We start from the raw sequence: 18,214 nt of genomic DNA, 5'->3' as shown, positions 1-18,214 counted from the left end.
GGCTCCGTTATCCTTTTTTGTTGTAGAGTCGGATTAGTAAGACGTTTTTCGAAACTGAAGACCAGACCAGCCAAGTGTTAGGGCAATCCAAACGAGACAAGAAGCGACACCGATTAGATGGGACGAAGAAAAAAACGACGTGTGCGATGGAAGCGACAGTAGCGCACCAGGCATAAAGAATAGAATGTCTGGCATTAGCGAAGGAAGTGCGACGAGTAGCAAGGAAACGACGAGCGACAGGATGCCGATCGGAACGGCGCGTTGCAAAAAGGTGCTGATCAGAAGTGTCAGACTGACGACGAATAACGTCCAAAGACTAAAATCGAGAATGATGCGAAGTGCAAGCATCGGTGAGAGAGATCCGAACCAATAGACGGTCAAACAGTAGGACGTGAGGGCACCGATCAGAATCCCAAATAGACTGATCATCCCGTGACTGAACCATTTCGACAGCAGATAGACATTCCGGGAGACGGGACGCGTCAGAATGAAATCCTGCATGCCGGTTTGTCGGTCTGAAGCGAGCAGTCCCATGAAGCTCATGATCAGGACGATCAAGCCAAGCTGATTGAATTGCCCATGGATTGTTGCGCTGAAGACGTCAAGCGGTTGTGGAGTAGGACGATTCGGATCAACGATGATTCCGTCTGCATTTCCGACGTGTGCGAGCAAGACATCCATGTACATCAACAGTAATGGTTGTGTCACCCCGAGGGCAATGAAGAACAGCGGTAACCAAACGATCTTCCATTCTTTCCATGCTTCCAACCACTCGGTCCATGTCAGCGTATAAAAGGTCCTCATACGTCTGCCACCATGTCGAGGAACCGTTCCTCGAGTCCGATCGGTTGATAGGCAATCGAAGCAATCGACCATCCTAGCTGAATCAGAGTAGTCGCTAACTGCGAGAGATCAAGCGGCTGCTGCGCGGAGAACTGATAGCAGCACGGGTTGATTCGATCAATCTCGACTCGTGGAAATAGTGTCGCAGAAAAAGACGGGGCAGCTGTAAGCGTCTCGACTTGAATCCGATATTGATCCACGTTGCGTTGATTGTCGAGTGGACCTAACAATTTTCCGTGTTTAATGACGAGGAAGCGATCGCAACACGTCTTTGCGTCTTCTAAGAGGTGCGTTGAGACGATGATCGTCATCCGTTTCTTTAAGCGGAGGATCAATTGATTGATATCATGTCGACCACTCGGATCAAGGGCGGAAGCCGGTTCGTCGAGAATCAAAAATATCGGTTCATGTAAGATGGCTTGGGCGATTCCGAGACGTTGGCGCATCCCGCCGGACAAGCGTTCGATGACTTCTGTTTGTTGATCGTGGAGTCCAACTTCATGTAGAACGTCCGGAATCCGCTTATTTAACGTTGCGCGATCGAGACCTGACAATCGACCGAAAAAACGTAATGATTGTTCGCACGTCATCCAAGGCTTGAAATCTGTTTGTTGTGATAAGTAGCCGATCGATTGCTGGTGTTGACGGATGGAGCGCGAAGACATCGTGATGGAACCACGGTCACTCTCGATCATGCCGCTCAGACATTTCAGGAGTGTCGTCTTTCCGGCACCATTCGGACCAATCAGTCCAAGACATTCATGTTCGTGAATCGTAAAGGAAATATCGTCTAAGATAAGACGTCGTTGAAGTGAAAGCTGGAGATGAGAAATCTGAATCATGCTGTCATCCTCCTTCCGAGGACGAAGTAGAGAATCGAGCCAATCGGCTGGACGAGGAGAATAATCAATAACCAAGTAGTCGGTGTCGCGATCCGGTCCTTCCGTCTAAACCAATCGATACAGGCGCAGCTGAGTAGAATCAGGTTGATGGAGATGTAAATCAATAATAGGGGCAGGAATTGTTCCCAGTTGATTTGTGATAAGGCAGAGAAATCTGTGTTCATAAAAAACCCTCCTTTTCTATTACCATTATCAATAATGAAAATAGAAAAGTCAATGCCATAGACGAATCATCGTTAGTTCTCAATCAGTTAGAGCTATGATAAACTTCTCTTATCAAAATTTTCCAAATGCGATTTGAATCAAATAGTTTAAATGAAAAACGAACTATCAAACGAATCATGATTTTAAGGAGGCTTATATGCAGATTTATCAATTCAAAAAAGAGGTTGGTAAGAAGATCACGAAATTTGATTCGAACTTTGTGATGTCACGGATCATGCAGACGGAAAAAGTGACGCACATCGGATGCATCCATTTAGAGAAGGATGGCGTGGTCGGTTATCACCAGGCTGTCGTGCCGCAACTTCTATTAATTGTAGAGGGTGAGGGCTTTGTAAGAGGGGAAACGGATGACTACATAAATGTTCAGTGTGGGGAAGCCGTGTTTTGGAAACAAGGAGAATGGCACGAAACGAAGACGGATACGGGTTTAACAGCGATCGTGATCGAAAGTGAGTCACTGGATACGTCATCTCTCGTTTCCGTATGACGAAACTAAGTGGGATACATAAAGAAGTTGACTCAAAAAAAGAATGATTCGCTTTCTCACGCCCTTTCCTCAGGCGAGACACAAGCCAGTTTTCCTGCTTCATTCAAGCAGGAAAGCGGGTCTTGTTTGTCTCTGACAGCGCAAAAATGCGCTTTTCCTGTAGGAGTGGCGTGTAAAGCGTCATTCTTTTTATCTTTGTCGAGACTAGAGTTTGCGTCAGCCTCTACTCTGATTCCGTACACCGTTTTTCTAATTCTTCGAGACATAGATGTAACCGAACAGTTATCATTTCTCGATTCCCCATCTGTTGCGTTGTTTTAAGATTGAGATGAGGATGATTTAGAATGTCGTAGTGCTCATAAGCTTCTTGCAATACCCATAATGTATAATCATCCAGTATCCGTCGAGTTTGAGTGGTGAGTTCGTCTCCAACCACGTTAGAGCAATATCCGCTTATGAATCCATCAGCTATTTTGTTAAGAACATAACTTTTTTCTTGATATGCTTGATTTATGTATCGTGGAGCATTTGAGAAGGCTGGTAACAAAAAATTGTAACAAAAAACAAAGTAAGCTGCATATTTCAAATCAAAGTCCAATCTTGGAAACGGGTCAATGATTGCAATGTGTTTATCACTTAAAATTAAATTTTCTGGTGTTACATCTTGATTCACGAGCGAGATCTTTTGAACCTGAGTTCGTCTATTTTCAATTAAAGCATGAATATGCTGACTGACTTTTTCTTTATCAAAGCAAAGATTAGAGTGAATGAGAGCATTTAAGGCGGTTAAGACGTGTTCATTTTCTTCCAGCCATAATTCATCCTCGTTTCTTAAATCACTACCTTGTAAAGTTTCCCCTTGCCAGTGCAGTTCCCCGAAACCAACAATAGAGGTTTTCTGGTTGTGTATACGATGAAAAATTTGTCCTAATTTCGTACCGTAAGAATGGGCTTTATTCTGATCGAGTAACAATAAATCTGTTCCACGACCCATGAACGTTTCTACTGTAAATACTGTGTCATCTTCAATAAAATACTGATAAAAGTCAGGACAGACATTTTGGTCACTTGTATTGGCATGTAAATAGTAAGCTTTCGTAGACTCATACTCTGTAGTCAGCTCTTGTTTATCAATCTGTTGCAACTCCCCATAAGCTTCATTCTTTTTTATGCGAATCACAAGGTCTTGATCATCTACTCTCTTTAACTTATATACAGTGTGCCAAGCTCCTTCACCAATCTTTAGAATCTGTTCTGCTTTTACGTTCAACGTATCCAGCACAATTGCATCAAGATTTTCTTTGATCCGTTTCATGGGGTCTATTTTCTCTCCCTCGCAATGTTGTCTCGTTTCAGTTTGGTGAAAATACAATTCTAGAAACGGAGCGTGTTTAGGGCAAGATGACGAGTGAGACGGTCCGTTCAGTTGCCTGGTCTTCTGTCTCTAGGTGATGATATTTTTCGAGCAGTGTCCGCATGTCCTGTTGAAAATCATTGAAGGTATCATCTGTCAGGTGCAATTTCGCGATCGAGAACGTCGAGTGGTCCTGACCATGCGTTTGAACGGTCTGTTCGAAGTACGACTGGTACTGCTGCAAGACATACATGAAGTAGAACGAGACGAAGTTCACTTTTTCATCGTACGTCGCACTGTTCCAGTCTGCTTCGCTGATTTGATAACCGCTCGTGTTCAAGGCATAGATTTTTTCCTCGACTTTTCCGACGCGCTGGACGGCGACGATTTTCAACAACTGATCGTCCATCATCGCATTAACTTGCCGGTACAAAGTAGACTGCGGTACATCCGTTAAACGTTGATTCAGTTGCATGATTGATAAGCCGTCTTCGCGATCAATCAATTCGAGTGCAATCTTAAACCGGACATGATTTTTGAATAAGTTAAAGTTCACGACGTGTTTCACTCCTTCGTTCAATCGATTCTAAAACTATCTTATCATGCTTTTGGAAACATTCTTAAAAATGATAATGTAAAAAGAGGGAATTTGATGTATTCCTTGAATGATTTACATTAGAGTATGTTTTAGAAAGGAGCCTTCATATGAAAAATACAAGTTATCGCTACAGTACATATGCACTCATTACAAGTTTTTTCTTATTCTTCATCGTTCAGATGTTCCGAGCGTATATTGAATTATCTCCAGAATTTCTAGGAGAAAACCTTGGTGAGTATTACTTAACATATTTCCCGATGAGTGCATTGATCCTTGGACTCGTATTACTGATCCACGGCTGGTGGACTGAAGATGAGAAAAAACAGCGTGAAAAGCTAGCTGCAAAAAATCAGCAAGAATCGAATGAATCGGTGTGACATCATACCGTTGATACAGAAGACCGACAACGCATTTTCGTTGCCGGTCTTTATCGTTTCATGTGTTCAATTGTTTAAATCGCTTAATCGCGAACGGTCCGATCGGTTCGGTCGTCGATCGTTCCATGATCAATTCACTGAGTACTTTTCCGACTAAGCTGCTGAACTTGAATCCGTGACCGGAGAAGCCGGCGGCGATCGCGATATGCGGATAGTCCGGATGCAAATCGATGATGAAATCTTCGTCTGGCGTCATCGTATAGAGACACGGTTTGCCGTGAGCTAAAGTATCGATTGAGGGCATGAACGTATTCGTGAATTGTCGTAAATCAGCCAGATCACCCGTCTCTTGACCGAAAGGACGGCGTGATTGATTTGGATCAACCGGGATGCCGCCGTCGTGGCGTCCGATTTTCAGACCGGCTTGAGCGATACTTGGAAAACCGTAATAATAACCGGCGGGTGTATCAAAGGCGAAGGCCGGGAACACCGCGTCATTGAATACCTCTTCCGCTGCTTCGAACCAGGCGAACGTCTTACGGATAGGGCGCAGCGGTAAGGAGAGTCCAGTTTGTTCGAGCAACGGACCAGACCAGGCACCGGCTGCGACGATTAACGCGTCAGCTGAGTAGGTGTCTGTTCCGACGGTTACGTCCACACCATGAGTGTGGGCGGTAAGCGTCGTTACTTTCGCATTCGTCCGGATGTCGACATCGTTCGCGATTGCAAGATCGCGATACGCTTCAATACAATCCTCGCACTTCAATACACCAGACGTCGGTTCAAAACAGCCGATATAGTCGTTGGGCATCGTTAAGCCGGACCAGCGGGTTCTAACTTCCTCAGCCGTCAGGACCTCGAGCGGCAAATCGTATTGCGCTGCACTCCTGATGATCGTTTGCATCGAACGGGACGAACGGTGACCAGCGTTTAAGACTCCCGTGTTCAGGAATAGACTTCGGCCGCTGATTTGTTCCAACTCGTACCATAAGCGTTGCGCGGCTAACGCCAGTGGCACATAAGCTTCACCTTCTCCGTACGCATGGCGAATGATCCGAGTCTCCCCGTGATGGCTCGCTTGATCATGCGGTGGATTGTGAGCGTCTAATAGTAAGATGTTTTGATCGGTTCGTGAGAGATAGTAGCCTGCTGCCATCCCCATGGATCCGGCACCGACGATGATGACATCATAATGGGACATCTGATTCGACTCCTTCATATGTAAGTTCACACCAGTATAGAGTGAGAACTAGAAAAGAACAAATGAAAGATTAAATCTCGAAGCGACGGGCTTCTTGTTCTAAGTGTTCCGTTCGTGCGTTTAAATCGCCGACGAGCGTATGTAGCGTCGTGATCGTCGCGATCATTTGTTCAGACGCAGCGGCAACTTCCTCGTTACTTGCCGTGTGCTCTTCTGCGACAGCAGCAATTTCCGTCAAGGCATTACGAATGAACCGTTCTGCCTGCAAGACGTCTTCCATCTGTTGCGTCATCTGCTGTGTTGCTGACGAGACGTGCGTGACTTGATCCGTCAACCGTTCGAACGTCGTATCTGTATCGAGAACGATCTGTTCACCGGCTGCAGTTGCTTCGACCGTCGTCTTGAAGCTATGTTGCATCTGCTGCGCACTGGCTTCAATCGACGTGACGATTGTTGCGATCTCACTGACACTGCTAGCGACGTGGCTTGAGAGATTCTTGACCTCGGTCGCGACGACAGCGAATCCTTTTCCTTGTTCACCAGCTCGTGCCGCTTCAATCGCGGCATTAAGGGCGAGTAGATTCGTCTGTTCGGAGATACCGCGGATGATACCGACGAGCGTTTGGATATCCGATGATTGCTGTTTCAGTAAATCAATCTGTTCAGCAGACTGCGTGACGTGCTGATGAATGTGGCGCATCTGTTCGACAGAAGCGGACATTTGATCCCGTCCGACTCGTGTCAGTGTTGCCATCTGCTCCGTCGTTCCTTGAATTTCGACACCAGACTGATTCGTCGTCTCGATCAATGCTGCGAACCGATTCATCTCGTCATTCAACGAAAGCGTGACTTGCGTCTGACTTTCTGTTCCGGTCGCGATTTCCGACATCGTATGAGCGATTTGTTCGGAACCGTCGAGTACTTCTGATGTACTTTGATCAATCGATTGACTCGTCGTCGAGACGAGAGTGGCTGTCTGTTTGATATCAACGATCATCGTCCGTAACATCTCGTTCATATCACGAATCGAGATCGCAAACGCATAGATTTCGTCTCTCGAAGCAATCGTCAAATCGGTCAACGTCTGTTTTGCCTGATCCAGTCGTCCCTCGGCAATCAAGGCAGCGACTTTCTGTAACGTCTCGAGCGGACGTAATTTTCGACCGAGTACGATGTAGAGCAAGACGAGTGTGATCGTTAACAGAAGAAGTAAAAGTCCAATGAAAATCGGTGCATTTTGTTTTAATATTTCTGTTGTGAGGGCATCGATTTCCTTCGCAGCGATGTCGACGCCAAGAATTCCGATGATTTGACCAGACGCATCCTTTAACGGAACGTAGACACTCATATACTGTCCATATACAGGATCATCAATGATGTCCGTCGCGTGTGTTCCACCATTTAATACGTCCTTCATATCAGCGACTTTTGCGCCACTCGCCGGTTCATTAATCTTTGCGGCATCTTTCTTCGGAAGACCGTCAATCAGCAAACGGACCTTGTTTTGGTCGATGCGTGCTGTGTATGTATACAAGAGTCCGTTTTGTTTACGTAAGGTATCAAGTTGATTCCGTAGGGTTTCATACTGCTCGGACGCGACAGGCGATTGTAGGAATTCGCTATAAGCCACTGTGTCGAATGTTTTGCTGATGCGTAAGGCATCTTTTTCAGCAGTCGCTTTCAGTGTTGAGACTGCCGTTTGTTTCGTATTGAAATATAAAGCCAGACTACTAAAAACAAAAAAGGCAATCAAAATCAAACTGATCATTACTAAAAGACGTGTTCGGATGGAATGGTTCTTGGTTGTGTTTTTCACATGCAACCGTCCTTTCAACTCATATTTTCTGTCTGTAATTCATTTATCGGTCGTTAAAATACATATTAAACAGGACCTTTTAACGATTTTTTTATAAAGGGTCGTAAGAAAAACCGTTTTTTTCTAAAAAAAGGATTTATCAAGAATGATTCAGGGCACATAATAGTTAGAAAAAAATATAAGTTGAGGGAAGAGGGATTGAGATGGAAAGTGAAGTCGACCATCGAATCAAGGCAAGACATGTATATGAGAATGAATTAAGAAGACACGCGGTCAGCACGAAAAAGGCTACCTTCCGATTGATGACATGTCTACGTTGTCAATCGAAGATACTGTTGAAACAGGGACATCAGGATAGCCACCAATGTGACGTGAACGTATCTAGTTGACACAAATGAGAGGAGGAGTTGGATGAAACGAGAGCAACATGTCACGCCACATCCTAAAGGTGGCTATCAAGTGAAAGCTGCTGGTGCGACTCGAGCAACAAAGCGATTTGCTACACAGAAAGAAGCGATTGCAGAAGGGCGTCGGATTGCGAAAAAACAGAAGACAGAGCTTGTCATTCATAACAAAGAAGGGCAGATTCGCGAAAAAGATTCCTACGGACACGATCCATTTCCACCACGAGGTTGAGCTATCATATACGACACGTTCTGAGCATCAGAACGTGTTTTTTTAATGATCCTCATGTCAAATGTTTTTGACATGAGGATGGAAGTTCATTACAGTAGAGATGTAAAAAGAATTTGACACGTCGTGGAGGTATGAACGTGAGAAACCACATCAAGGAGCGACGTCTAGCGGCAAAATTATCGCAACAAGAACTGGCTGACCGTTGTCAGGTCAGTCGGCAGACGATCAATGCGATTGAAAACAACAAGTATGATCCGACTTTACAATTAGCGTTTAATATCGCCAAAGTCTTGCAGACACAAGTCGATCATCTGTTCATTTCAGAACAGGAGGAATGGGATGTCTAAGAAAAAAACGGTTTTATTTTTAGTGACGCTCGTGATAGTGGCGAGTCTTACCATCATTAGTATGATCATCGAAAACAACGTAACGTTCTTCTCGATTGTTCAATTGGCGATTTTGTTGATCATGTTCTTCTCGTATTTTACGTGGGCGCGTTCAGGAGAAGACAGTCGACCGACACCGAATGATGAACTTGGAGAAAAGATTACGACGGAGAGTGGGCTCGTTAGCTACAAAATTCTGATCGTCCTGATTTTTGGATTTATTTGTCTCGATTACTTTTTACATGGATCAACGAATCTGTTATTGATTGTCTTGTTCGCGATCGGACTGACACTGTTGCCGATCATTAAATTCCTAAAGGCACGATCCTATCGATGAAAAGGAATGGCAGTCGATCTTCTGCAACGGATGTTAGATACATTACTGGGAGAGACGACTCGTGTAATAGTGCAAGTGCCAATTAACAGCGATTTTTTATGGAAGGAGGGAATCACCGCGACGGAATTAGAGTACCGATTAAGAAAACATATTGCCGAGATGGATTTCGAGAAAGCAGCAAAACTATTTTTAGAGTTAACAAAAGAAGAGCAATCCAACATGATTCTTAGTGCAGGGTTTGATACGTTTCATCTCACGATATATGCCTTTATGAATTATTTACTCCAACACCATGAATCGAGCGAGATACATGATTTGACGTCTTCATTGATGTTACATCCACTTTGCCATCTCGAGGGAGCTTGCGTAATCGCTTTATTCCATGCAAAAAAAGCAGTCGAATTAGATCCTGATAACATCGAATGGTATATCAATTTGTTGATGTTTGAAAAGCATCCCGATGCCTGGTTTGCGCAAACAGAAGTAGAAGAAGTCTACCGACGGATCAAAGAGCTAGAGTCGAAGAACCAAAAGTGAGATTTTAGACAGACCAATCACTCTGCAAAATCGAGTACATATACAGATCGTCAAACTGACCACGTGTTTTCTCATATTGACGAAGCAACCCTTCACGCTGAAAACCAAGCCGTTCGAGCAATCGTTGCGAAGCGGTGTTTGCTGGTAAGACAAGTGCTTCGATACGATTTAAAGAGAGCTCCTCAAAACCATATGTGATCACTGCAAGCGCTGCTTCTTTCGCGATGCCCTGTCCCTGATAGGCAGGATTCAACTCAAACCCGAGTTCTGCCCGCTGATGGCGTGCCGACTGATTCAAGAAACCGCAACTGCCGATGATGACATCGTCTTCTTGTAACGTGATCCCGAACCGGATGCCCGTGCCATCGCGACGAATCGAAGCGTACCAATCAATCTCTTCGAGCGCGTCTGTTTCCGATTGAAAGGCGTCGAGTCCCATCTGTTTGACGACTTGTTCGTCTGATAAATAGGCGAGGACACTCGTAGCATCTTCGGGTAACACTTCGCGTAAGACGAGACGGTCTGTTTTAAGCGTTGGGAAAGTATGTAACATTCAAAAAACTCCTTTGCAAGAAAATGTAAAAAGATGTTGTGCAGTCTTTAAGTCATATGGTAAGATTCTCCACAACAAGAGCATATCATTTCGTTGACGAGAAAGAGTAATGATTGTCCCTCTGCCTTACAGAAAACCGGGATTGCTGAGAACCGGTAGCCAGATCAATCATGAAGATCCTCTCTGAGAAGTCACGCTGAACCATTCAGTAAGCGTGACCGGGTGTCCACCGTTACATGGAATGCACATGATAGTGTGCAACTAAGTGCTGTCGAGAATAACCATTCTCGACGGAATATGGGTGGTATCGCGGTGAAGTCCGTCCCTGTCAAAGGGGGCGGACTTTTTTGTATTCTCTTAGTTACCGACAAAGGAGCGAACAAGAGATGACGTCACAAAACCAAGCAGAAACCGTACAACAACGCGAAGCGCGTGTTCGAAACAGATGGAAACAAGATCAGGTCTTCGCACGATCGATCGAGCAACGCACGGAAGCGGATTTCGTATTCTACGAAGGACCGCCGACCGCGAACGGCTTACCCCCACGTCGGTCATGCACTCGGACGAACCGTCAAGGATACCGTCGCCCGCTATAAGACGATGCAAGGATTCCGGGTCGAACGAAAAGCCGGCTGGGATACACATGGACTACCGGTCGAACTCGGGGTCGAGAAACAACTCGGCATCTCCGGCAAACAAGCGATCGAAGACTATGGTGTCGAAGCATTCATCGCACGCTGTAAGGAAAGTGTCTTCTCCTATGAAACACAGTGGCGTGCCTTCACGGAAAAACTCGGCTACTGGGTCGACATGGATGATCCTTACGTGACGATGGAGGACGAGTATATCGAGAGCGTCTGGCATATCCTTGGGACGATCCATGACAAAGGCTGGTTGACGAAAGGACATCGTGTATCACCGTATTGTCCGAGCTGTCAGACGTCACTCAGTTCCCATGAAGTCGCGCAAGGTTATCAGGACGTAACGGACTTATCGGCGACGGTCAAACTTCCGATCGTCGACATGGAGCAGACATTTCTGCTTGCGTGGACGACGACACCTTGGACGTTACCGGCAAACGTCGCGGTGGCGGTTCATCCGGAATTGACGTACGTCACGGTAGCGTTTGAAGGAGAGCGATTCATTGTCGCAAAAGCGTTAGTCGCTGAACTGTTCTCAGAATCCGTCGAGGTCGTATCCGAACAGCTCGGTGCGGAACTCGTTGGCTTGCGTTATGAACCACCGTTTGATTTCGTGACGCCGGAGAATGGTCACACGGTCGTCGGGGCGTCCTTTGTCCAAGCGACGAGTGGAACCGGACTTGTCCATCTTGCTCCAGCGTATGGGGAAGAGGATTACCGGGTCATCCGGGAAAACGGACTGTCATTCGTTAATGTCGTCGATGCTGCTGGGTGTTACACGGACGCCGTTCCACCACTCGTTGGTCGATTCGTCAAAGAGTCAGACGTCGCGATCATCCAGCTGCTCGCTGAACGGGGACGCTTGTTTGCGAAAAAACGCTATACGCACAGTTATCCGCATTGTTGGCGATGTGACTCGCCACTGCTCTATTACGCACAAGACAACTGGTTCATCGAGACGACGGCCGTCAAGGAACAACTCCTTGCGAACAATGCTTCTGTGACGTGGTACCCCGATCACGTCAAGGAAGGGCGGTTCGGAAAGTTCCTCGAGCAACTCGTCGACTGGAACATCAGTCGTAATCGCTACTGGGGTACACCACTGAACGTCTGGGAGTGTGAAGCGTGTGACACGACGTTCGTTCCAAAAAACAAGGCTGACTTGTTGCACCGGACGACGACATCGACGGAATCCGTCGAGTTGCATAAACCATACGTTGATGCGTTATCGGTCTCGTGTCCGACGTGTCAGGGAGTGATGCACCGGACACCAGAAGTCATCGATGTCTGGTTTGATAGCGGAGCGATGCCGTTCGCGCAACAGCATTATCCGTCACGGACGCAGACGCTTAACCGCTATCCAGCCGATGTCGTCATCGAAGGCATCGATCAGACGCGGGGCTGGTTCTACAGCTTGCAAGCGATCTCGACACTTTTCACGGGACAGCCTGCCTATAAGCGTGTCCTCGCACTCGGGCACGTCCTCGATGAGAACGGGCAGAAGATGTCGAAGAGTCGTGGAAATGCCCTCGACCCGGTGGCGTTAATCGAAGCATATGGTGCTGATAGCTTACGCTGGGCGCTACTCGTCGACAGCAGTCCGTGGAGTGCGAAACGGTTTGCTGAGCGGATCGTCCAAGAAGCAAAATCAAAACTAGTCGATACACTGGATCATGCCGTCCAGTTTTATCTGACGTATGCAGAACTGGACGGATTTGATGGCTCACGTCCGCAAAAACGGACGCGTCTCGACGAATGGTTGCTCTCGCGTGTCCATCAGACGACGCAAGACGTGACGGATGCGATGGACGATTATCAATTGACTCAAGCAGCACGGAGTCTTGCGCAACTCGTCGATGAGATCAGTAACTGGTACATCCGCCGTTCGCGGGAACGTTTCTGGCAAGCTGACTGGTCGGAAGAGAAACAAGCCGCGTACACGACGCTCCACTTCGCACTTTCGACGACGGCACGACTACTCGCTCCGTTCACGCCGTACCTTGCTGATGATGTCTATCAGCGATTAACAGGAATGAGCGTACATGTAGCGGATTATCCGGTTGCCGATCCATCGATGCTCAGACCTGATCTGGAATACGAGATGATGCAAGTCGTGTCTGTCGTCGAGTTAGGACGACAAGTTCGTAATACGCACGCTTTAAAAGTTAAACAACCGCTTGCTAGCTTAGGCGTCCAATCGAGTGAAACCTTTTCGTGGTCGGACTATACGGCAATCATCCAAGAGGAACTGAATGTAAAAGACGTCCAAATCGTTCCGACGACGCAAGCGACGACACGGTTCCGTCTTAAATTGAACTTCCGCGCAGCCGGAGCGAAATTCGCACAGCAAGCGAACGCGATCCATCAATGGCTACAACAATTGTCTGCACAGAAGACTTCAGACTTGCTCGAGACCGGAAGATTGATCTATCAGACCGCATCAGGCGATGAAGTCGAGGTGCGTCAAGCGGACGTCATCGTCGAACCAATCGTCAAGACGGGTTTTGCTGCTGCGACGAGTGGTGGACTCACCGTGACGCTCGATACACGAATCACGGAAACACTGGAGCAGGAACGCTGGATGCGAGAGCTCGTTCGCTATATCCAGTCGGAACGAAAGGCACAAGCATTATCGCGGGACGCACGAATCGATCTCGTCTTGTCTGTCGATGCGACGTTCCAACCGATTGTCGAGACGTTTGAGCCTTTGTTATTTAAACACCTTGCCTTATCCTCCGTTCGAACTGAACCGCTACAAGGAGCAGGGGATGTCCAGCTAGGCGGACACGATGTCGGTGTCTCGTTCGCACCAACGAAAGAATATTGTTAAGGAGAAGATCATGATTGCATTAGAAGCATTAAAAGGTCGACTCGTCGACGGTTTGTTACAGGTCCAAAAAGAAGAAGGGGAAGTAGCCCGAGAACGTTTCATCTTTAACCGAGAAGCGACGGACGAACAGCTCGCGCTGTTACCTGCGTGGACGGCAGACGACTATCAGACGTTCTTATGTCAAGCCCGGCAGGAAATCGGATCTGGAGTGGGGAATTTCTTAATTTCGAGGAATGGGAAGAAGACGCAATGCAGTTTGGCTTCGAGCGATGGCTCGACTACTTGATCGTCACGCAAGGCACGCAATTTTGGGAATGGTTTCGGTAAGAGAGGAAGAGGTTCAGTGGATATTCAATTAAAGATAGCGTCTCTTACAGACGCTCCGAAGCTTCACACGCTTCAACTCGAGGCGTTTTCAGAGACGCTCGAGCGGTATCAGGATTTTGCAACGAATCCGGCGAACGAATCGATCGATCGTGTCATTCACCGGATCACGCATCCAAGTAGTACGTTTCATCAAATCATCGTCGACGATGTCGTCGTCGGCGGGATTTGTGTCGTTGCGAAAGCACCGAGTCGCTACGCGATCAGTCCGATGTTCTTAGATCCAGCCCGTCAAGGTGAAGGGATCGCCCAACGCGCATTACAGCTCGTTGAAGCAGCTTATCCGACTGCAACGACATGGGAACTGCGGACGATTCGTGAAGAGACACGTAACTGTTATTTCTATGAGAAGATGGGCTATCGATTGACCGGTGTCAGTCAACCGCTCAACGAACGGGCGACACTTGTTTCTTATCAAAAATCGGTTTCGGCATGAGCGGGTTTTGTCGGAAGGAAGAACCACCACAGATTCGTTAATAGAGCGGCAAGGACGGCAAAGTTAAACAAATAAAGACAAAAGAAGAAGACGAACTCACCGATGTCCTCAAGGTTAGCTAACGGATTATCGACCAAGTACGATTCGTGACTGACCCCGAAGATGAACAAAGGAAAGAAGACATAGAAGTATCGTTTCCAAAAGAATGACGCACGACCTGTTTGAGACATAAGAGCACCTCCTGAAGGAATGGCACGCTTCTTCCAGTCAGAAGAAGCGTGTGTTCGTTTACGATAAAGAGGGTGTACCGACTACTTCGACGTGACGCGTGTCCGTATCAAACAGACGTGTCCGGGTATCGTTATGAGACAACAGCAACGGCTCGCCCGTCTCGTCATAGATGAAGGCAATCGGAATCGAAAAACCACAGTTGCGGTACGAACCATCGGCATGACTCGTTCCGATCATGAGTGCTCGTTGCGCCTGACTGATGATGCGCGCTTCACCGGACCACTCAACGTACTGTTCCTCGCTGAACATGCCGACGCCAATCGGGTTGAAGATGAGATCAAGTCCAGATTCCTCGCGTAGTCCGTCGTTTCCTAAGAAGATTTCGCGACAGAGGACGTATCCATAGCGGAACGACCCGTCGTTTGCTGTTGATGGTGTATAAAGTGGTCCAGCTTCTGGTGTTTTTGCGCGATCAAGGAGAATCGTTCCGGTCGCATCGATGATGACAGCGCGATCGAGATTCACATCATCTTTGTAACCGAGGACGATTGCTGTTTCGAACTGCTTGGCAAGATGTTGCACGCGTTCGAGTTCTGCGACCGTACAATAGCCTTCCGGGTAGACAATCAGGTCGACTTCAGGATAAGCGGCGATTTCACGTTCGAATTGCTCGAGCCCGGTCTCGCGTTTCGGTTGGGCGATTAATAATTTCATCAAAACATCCTCTCAGGCATAAATATATCTGAAAAATCAGACTTTCCATTCGTCATGATTTTACCATTAGTGGTAAAATAAAGCATATCGCTTTTTGATAAATTTTACTGCAAATGAAGGAAGGTCATCAGCTTGAATATTTCAAAAACCATTCTTGTGACACGCCATCTACCGGCGATGAAGGCTTTTTACATAAACCAGATCGGATTTCCGCTCGTCTCGGAAACGAACGATTCGTTTACGATGCAAATCGGTACCGATCAGCTGACATATCAACAGACGGACGATGTTGATACGCAGTACCATATGGCGTTCAACATTCCGGAAAACGTCTTCCAACAAGGTAAAGCGTGGCTCGTAGAACGGACACCACTCTTGATCGAAGATGGACAGGACGAGATTTATTTTGACTTCACGGACTCGCATTCCTGCTATTTTTATGATCCAGATGAAAATGTCTTGGAGCTGATTGCGCGGCATCAAATCAATCCATCTAAAGCGGAACTGACGTTTGATGTATCCGATATCCTCGGGATTGGTGAGATGAGTCTGACGGTGAAAGATGTGCTTGAAGTCGGTGAGCAGCTAGCGGAGATCGGCGTTCTCGAGCGACGGGAACGTCCGCTCAACGGCGCGTCACTCAACTTCCTCGGACCGGTCGCAGATGGAACGCATATCTTGCTCGTCCCAGAAGGTCGGACATGGTTGTTCTCACCGAAGACGGCGAAGATCAGTCCGATCGAGATGGAACTCGACGGCAGACATCGGGTCCGGCTTGACGCAGCGGGTATATGGCATCAAAGTACCGTGTCTTCATAATTCATTATTCTAAAAAGTGAGGGAAGTAAGATGAACAAAGCGGTGAATGCGAGTATCGCGTTCGGATTATTGTTGTTCGTATGTGGTTTCTTTTTTCTGTTTGGCTATTTGACCCGGTCGATGCCGATTCAGCAAGGCGGTGACCCGGTCATCTTACCGGTCGCAGCACTCCTCGTTCTCCTACCATTCGTGATCCGTGAAGGCATGCGTGTTTTGACGTATGTCTCGCTGACACGTCGACAGGTCGGCGTACTCATCTTACTTGCAATCAGTGGAATCACACTAAGTAGTTGGATTGAGGTGCAGCAGAATGTTGCCGTAATCGATTTCCGTTCCCTCTTTACGATTCACACGTACGTACTGTTCGTTTCGGGCATCATCTTGTTGTGTCTCCTATTGACGGGGCTCAAACGGATGCGCGTCCGAACGAGAGTGATTTAAATGGAAAAGGACTGAATGACATGGGATACATCACAGAATTACGCAAACTCGTCGGCACACGACCGCTCGTCATGGCAGGAGCGTGTGTCATCGTCGTCAACGATAAACAAGAAGTCTTATTACAACTTCGGCAAGATAACGGATGCTGGGGACTCGCTGGTGGAGCGCTTGAGATCGGGGAAACGCTCGTAGAGACGGCAAAACGAGAATTAAGGGAAGAGACCGGTCTTGAAGCAGAGCACCTCGAATTATTGAACGTCTATTCGGGTGATGCGTTTTACTATAAGTATCCGCACGGGGATGAAGTCTATAATGTCATCTCAGCATTTCTGTGTACGGCTTATACGGGTGAAATCGTTCGGGATCCGTCAGAAGTCGCGGAATTACGCTTTTTCGCTATCGATCAGCTACCAGAAAAACTCAATCCACCGGAACGACCGATCTTGATGGAGTTTGTTCAAAAACAACAGACAGCGCATCACGTCTCCATTTGAAGCAAAGGGTAAAACAAAAATCTTGAATGAACTGTTCATTCAAGATTTTTTGTTGCACTGGGACGCGTTTCAGCCTGAAGCATCAAGAAGACGATAAAAGATGGAAAAGTGATGCGTTTATTAGAAGGATTGGCTGGATGATTTGAGAAACGACCTAACGAAATAAGTGATGGGAGAAATATGGCGATGACTAACGTAAATAAAGGTTCTACCGCAACCGTGATGACAATCTCTGACGAACGAGTACGCAAATACTTCCATGAATCGATTGAAAAACAACGAATCATACAGGAATTTCGTATGCTCGAAGAACTAGAACGAACGACCATCCCGACGCCAAACGTATATGCTGTTGCATTAGAAGATTCGCCGTTCATTGAGATGCAGCGGGTCGACGGCAACGAAATGTTAGAGTTGTTTGATCCCTCCCGAATAACGGATTTTCTTAATGCCTTCGCGACATTACATCAACGGATTCATCAGCATCAATCGCGTGTAGCACCTGGATGGCACGATGTCACCTATCAAAAAATGCGTCATCTATCACCTGCGTTACGCTTGAAGGCGGAACGATTGTTAAAGACGCTTCACATTCCGCAACAGCAAGGATTGCTCCACGGGGACTTCCATTTCCAGAACATTCTCGTGACATCAGATGACACGTTCGTCGTCATTGATTGGCATGATGCGACGATGGGTCCACCGATCGCGGATGTCGCGCGGACGTTGCTCTTGCTACGGACAGCGGGTGAAATAACAGTACCGGACGAGGTACGACGATATGTCTGTCTCGAATACCTCGACCGCTATCAAGCTGTTTCATCCATTCAGCTATCGAACCTTGCAGACTGGTTACGACTTATGGCCATTCTTAGGACGCTTGAGCAAATCCCGGATGCTGAACAAAGTGGGTTAAAGGAATTGATCAGTCATCCAGACCTCAGCTCATATTTTTTTAATACTTAAGTATAT

At 47.0% G+C, this 18,214-nt stretch carries 22 protein-coding genes, 1 pseudogene and 1 other annotated feature; of the genes and pseudogenes, 13 read left to right on the top strand and 10 right to left on the bottom strand.

Annotated features, from left to right (window positions below):
- Nucleotides 1-33 precede the first annotated feature (33 nt).
- From AYO36_RS07800 to AYO36_RS07790, 3 genes are read right to left on the bottom strand one after another with little or no spacing between them, the layout of a single operon-like run.
- Entirely contained in the window at nucleotides 34-804 is a 771-nt protein-coding gene (locus AYO36_RS07800) for an ABC transporter permease (RefSeq protein WP_064300071.1), read from the bottom strand.
- Nucleotides 801-1,685, bottom strand: a complete 885-nt coding sequence (locus AYO36_RS07795) for an ABC transporter ATP-binding protein (protein ID WP_064300070.1) — start codon at nucleotides 1,683-1,685, stop codon at nucleotides 801-803. Before AYO36_RS07795 ends, AYO36_RS07800 begins: the two co-directional genes overlap by 4 nt.
- A complete protein-coding gene (locus AYO36_RS07790; protein WP_064300069.1) occupies nucleotides 1,682-1,909 on the bottom strand; it encodes a PLDc N-terminal domain-containing protein in 228 nt (75 codons plus the stop codon). Before AYO36_RS07790 ends, AYO36_RS07795 begins: the two co-directional genes overlap by 4 nt.
- 197 nt (nucleotides 1,910-2,106) lie before the next feature.
- On the opposite strand from AYO36_RS07790, the gene AYO36_RS07785 reads away from it, so the two are divergent.
- The gene (locus AYO36_RS07785; RefSeq protein ID WP_064300068.1) at nucleotides 2,107-2,457 is read left to right on the top strand and encodes a hypothetical protein; all 351 of its coding nucleotides are present in this window, start codon (nucleotides 2,107-2,109) and stop codon (nucleotides 2,455-2,457) included.
- A gap of 223 nt (nucleotides 2,458-2,680) precedes the next feature.
- Here the strand turns inward: AYO36_RS07785 and AYO36_RS07780 are convergent, their stop codons facing one another.
- Nucleotides 2,681-3,772, bottom strand: coding sequence for a hypothetical protein (locus tag AYO36_RS07780; RefSeq protein WP_064300067.1), 1,092 nt, complete (start codon nucleotides 3,770-3,772; stop codon nucleotides 2,681-2,683).
- A gap of 76 nt (nucleotides 3,773-3,848) precedes the next feature.
- Entirely contained in the window at nucleotides 3,849-4,367 is a 519-nt protein-coding gene (locus tag AYO36_RS07775) for a helix-turn-helix domain-containing protein (RefSeq protein ID WP_064300066.1), read from the bottom strand.
- A gap of 149 nt (nucleotides 4,368-4,516) precedes the next feature.
- On the opposite strand from AYO36_RS07775, the gene AYO36_RS07770 reads away from it, so the two are divergent.
- A complete protein-coding gene (locus tag AYO36_RS07770; protein WP_064300065.1) occupies nucleotides 4,517-4,786 on the top strand; it encodes a hypothetical protein in 270 nt (89 codons plus the stop codon).
- Between the two features lie 58 nt (nucleotides 4,787-4,844).
- Here AYO36_RS07770 and solA read toward each other — a convergent pair whose 3' ends face one another.
- Both solA and AYO36_RS07760 read right to left on the bottom strand, forming a co-directional pair.
- Nucleotides 4,845-5,987 (bottom strand): N-methyl-L-tryptophan oxidase, encoded by a 1,143-nt coding sequence (solA, locus tag AYO36_RS07765; protein WP_064300064.1) that lies wholly within the window; start codon nucleotides 5,985-5,987, stop codon nucleotides 4,845-4,847.
- A 70-nt stretch (nucleotides 5,988-6,057) separates the two neighbouring features.
- Nucleotides 6,058-7,803 carry a methyl-accepting chemotaxis protein gene (locus AYO36_RS07760; RefSeq protein ID WP_231884686.1) on the bottom strand — a complete coding sequence of 582 codons (1,746 nt, stop codon included), beginning with the start codon at nucleotides 7,801-7,803 and terminating at the stop codon, nucleotides 6,058-6,060.
- A 411-nt stretch (nucleotides 7,804-8,214) separates the two neighbouring features.
- Here AYO36_RS07760 and AYO36_RS07755 point away from each other — a divergent pair, with 411 nt between their 5' ends.
- From AYO36_RS07755 to AYO36_RS07740, 4 genes are all read left to right on the top strand, one after another.
- On the top strand, nucleotides 8,215-8,439 hold the full coding sequence (locus tag AYO36_RS07755) for a DUF2188 domain-containing protein (RefSeq protein WP_058265324.1): 225 nt from the start codon (nucleotides 8,215-8,217) through the stop codon (nucleotides 8,437-8,439).
- Nucleotides 8,440-8,570: 131 nt separating this feature from the next.
- Nucleotides 8,571-8,786, top strand: coding sequence for a helix-turn-helix transcriptional regulator (locus AYO36_RS07750; RefSeq protein WP_197484517.1), 216 nt, complete (start codon nucleotides 8,571-8,573; stop codon nucleotides 8,784-8,786).
- Nucleotides 8,779-9,162, top strand: a complete 384-nt coding sequence (locus AYO36_RS07745) for a hypothetical protein (protein ID WP_064300063.1) — start codon at nucleotides 8,779-8,781, stop codon at nucleotides 9,160-9,162. The genes AYO36_RS07750 and AYO36_RS07745 overlap by 8 nt, the downstream gene beginning before the upstream one ends.
- 6 nt (nucleotides 9,163-9,168) lie before the next feature.
- On the top strand, nucleotides 9,169-9,699 hold the full coding sequence (locus tag AYO36_RS07740; RefSeq protein ID WP_156501838.1) for a hypothetical protein: 531 nt from the start codon (nucleotides 9,169-9,171) through the stop codon (nucleotides 9,697-9,699).
- A gap of 4 nt (nucleotides 9,700-9,703) precedes the next feature.
- On the opposite strand, the gene AYO36_RS07735 is transcribed toward AYO36_RS07740, so the two are convergent.
- Entirely contained in the window at nucleotides 9,704-10,252 is a 549-nt protein-coding gene (locus tag AYO36_RS07735; RefSeq protein WP_064300061.1) for a GNAT family N-acetyltransferase, read from the bottom strand.
- 84 nt (nucleotides 10,253-10,336) lie between these two features.
- Nucleotides 10,337-10,582 (top strand) — a binding site (T-box leader).
- A 56-nt stretch (nucleotides 10,583-10,638) separates the two neighbouring features.
- On the opposite strand from AYO36_RS07735, the pseudogene ileS reads away from it, so the two are divergent.
- The 3 genes and pseudogenes from ileS to AYO36_RS07720 all read left to right on the top strand — a co-directional run bounded on the left by ileS (nucleotide 10,639) and on the right by AYO36_RS07720 (nucleotide 14,543).
- Nucleotides 10,639-13,723, top strand: a pseudogene (ileS, locus tag AYO36_RS07730) (isoleucine--tRNA ligase).
- Between the two features lie 10 nt (nucleotides 13,724-13,733).
- Nucleotides 13,734-14,009 (top strand): hypothetical protein, encoded by a 276-nt coding sequence (locus tag AYO36_RS07725; protein ID WP_064300060.1) that lies wholly within the window; start codon nucleotides 13,734-13,736, stop codon nucleotides 14,007-14,009.
- Between the two features lie 57 nt (nucleotides 14,010-14,066).
- The gene (locus AYO36_RS07720) at nucleotides 14,067-14,543 is read left to right on the top strand and encodes a GNAT family N-acetyltransferase (protein WP_064300059.1); all 477 of its coding nucleotides are present in this window, start codon (nucleotides 14,067-14,069) and stop codon (nucleotides 14,541-14,543) included.
- Here AYO36_RS07720 and AYO36_RS07715 read toward each other — a convergent pair.
- A complete protein-coding gene (locus AYO36_RS07715; protein WP_064300058.1) occupies nucleotides 14,522-14,773 on the bottom strand; it encodes a hypothetical protein in 252 nt (83 codons plus the stop codon). The two genes, AYO36_RS07720 and AYO36_RS07715, sit on opposite strands and share 22 nt — an antisense overlap.
- Before the next feature lie 58 nt (nucleotides 14,774-14,831).
- A complete protein-coding gene (locus tag AYO36_RS07710; protein ID WP_064300057.1) occupies nucleotides 14,832-15,488 on the bottom strand; it encodes a carbon-nitrogen hydrolase family protein in 657 nt (218 codons plus the stop codon).
- A 132-nt stretch (nucleotides 15,489-15,620) separates the two neighbouring features.
- Here AYO36_RS07710 and AYO36_RS07705 point away from each other — a divergent pair, with 132 nt between their 5' ends.
- From AYO36_RS07705 to AYO36_RS07690, 4 genes are all read left to right on the top strand, one after another.
- Nucleotides 15,621-16,307: a hypothetical protein gene (locus AYO36_RS07705; protein ID WP_064300056.1), complete on the top strand. Its 687-nt coding sequence runs from the start codon at nucleotides 15,621-15,623 to the stop codon at nucleotides 16,305-16,307.
- A 30-nt stretch (nucleotides 16,308-16,337) separates the two neighbouring features.
- The gene (locus AYO36_RS07700) at nucleotides 16,338-16,748 is read left to right on the top strand and encodes a hypothetical protein (protein ID WP_064300055.1); all 411 of its coding nucleotides are present in this window, start codon (nucleotides 16,338-16,340) and stop codon (nucleotides 16,746-16,748) included.
- Nucleotides 16,749-16,768: 20 nt separating this feature from the next.
- A complete protein-coding gene (locus AYO36_RS07695) occupies nucleotides 16,769-17,242 on the top strand; it encodes an NUDIX hydrolase (RefSeq protein WP_064300054.1) in 474 nt (157 codons plus the stop codon).
- A gap of 186 nt (nucleotides 17,243-17,428) precedes the next feature.
- A complete protein-coding gene (locus AYO36_RS07690; protein WP_064300053.1) occupies nucleotides 17,429-18,208 on the top strand; it encodes a phosphotransferase family protein in 780 nt (259 codons plus the stop codon).
- The last annotated feature ends 6 nt before the right edge of the window (nucleotides 18,209-18,214 follow it).

It is taken from the genome of Exiguobacterium sp. KKBO11, from assembly GCF_001644945.1.
GTDB lineage: Bacteria > Bacillota > Bacilli > Exiguobacteriales > Exiguobacteriaceae > Exiguobacterium_A > Exiguobacterium_A abrahamii.
Note: the sequence above shows the minus strand (reverse complement) of the source record. Positions and strands in the feature narration are given on the sequence as shown.

Excerpts from the sequence above, each read along its gene's own strand:
- AYO36_RS07750 (WP_197484517.1), top strand. The coding sequence starts at position 8,571 with ATGAACGTGAGAAACCACATCAAGGAGCGACGTCTAGCGGCAAAATTA.
- AYO36_RS07690 (WP_064300053.1), top strand. The coding sequence starts at position 17,429 with ATGACTAACGTAAATAAAGGTTCTACCGCAACCGTGATGACAATCTCT.
- AYO36_RS07790 (WP_064300069.1), bottom strand. The coding sequence starts at position 1,909 with ATGAACACAGATTTCTCTGCCTTATCACAAATCAACTGGGAACAATTC.
- AYO36_RS07755 (WP_058265324.1), top strand. The coding sequence starts at position 8,215 with ATGAAACGAGAGCAACATGTCACGCCACATCCTAAAGGTGGCTATCAA.
- AYO36_RS07770 (WP_064300065.1), top strand. The coding sequence starts at position 4,517 with ATGAAAAATACAAGTTATCGCTACAGTACATATGCACTCATTACAAGT.
- AYO36_RS07800 (WP_064300071.1), bottom strand. The coding sequence starts at position 804 with ATGAGGACCTTTTATACGCTGACATGGACCGAGTGGTTGGAAGCATGG.
- AYO36_RS07735 (WP_064300061.1), bottom strand. The coding sequence starts at position 10,252 with ATGTTACATACTTTCCCAACGCTTAAAACAGACCGTCTCGTCTTACGC.
- AYO36_RS07695 (WP_064300054.1), top strand. The coding sequence starts at position 16,769 with ATGGGATACATCACAGAATTACGCAAACTCGTCGGCACACGACCGCTC.
- AYO36_RS07785 (WP_064300068.1), top strand. The coding sequence starts at position 2,107 with ATGCAGATTTATCAATTCAAAAAAGAGGTTGGTAAGAAGATCACGAAA.
- AYO36_RS07715 (WP_064300058.1), bottom strand. The coding sequence starts at position 14,773 with ATGTCTCAAACAGGTCGTGCGTCATTCTTTTGGAAACGATACTTCTAT.
- solA (WP_064300064.1), bottom strand. The coding sequence starts at position 5,987 with ATGTCCCATTATGATGTCATCATCGTCGGTGCCGGATCCATGGGGATG.
- AYO36_RS07740 (WP_156501838.1), top strand. The coding sequence starts at position 9,169 with ATGGCAGTCGATCTTCTGCAACGGATGTTAGATACATTACTGGGAGAG.
- AYO36_RS07710 (WP_064300057.1), bottom strand. The coding sequence starts at position 15,488 with ATGAAATTATTAATCGCCCAACCGAAACGCGAGACCGGGCTCGAGCAA.
- AYO36_RS07725 (WP_064300060.1), top strand. The coding sequence starts at position 13,734 with ATGATTGCATTAGAAGCATTAAAAGGTCGACTCGTCGACGGTTTGTTA.
- AYO36_RS07795 (WP_064300070.1), bottom strand. The coding sequence starts at position 1,685 with ATGATTCAGATTTCTCATCTCCAGCTTTCACTTCAACGACGTCTTATC.
- AYO36_RS07745 (WP_064300063.1), top strand. The coding sequence starts at position 8,779 with ATGTCTAAGAAAAAAACGGTTTTATTTTTAGTGACGCTCGTGATAGTG.
- AYO36_RS07780 (WP_064300067.1), bottom strand. The coding sequence starts at position 3,772 with ATGAAACGGATCAAAGAAAATCTTGATGCAATTGTGCTGGATACGTTG.
- AYO36_RS07700 (WP_064300055.1), top strand. The coding sequence starts at position 16,338 with ATGAACAAAGCGGTGAATGCGAGTATCGCGTTCGGATTATTGTTGTTC.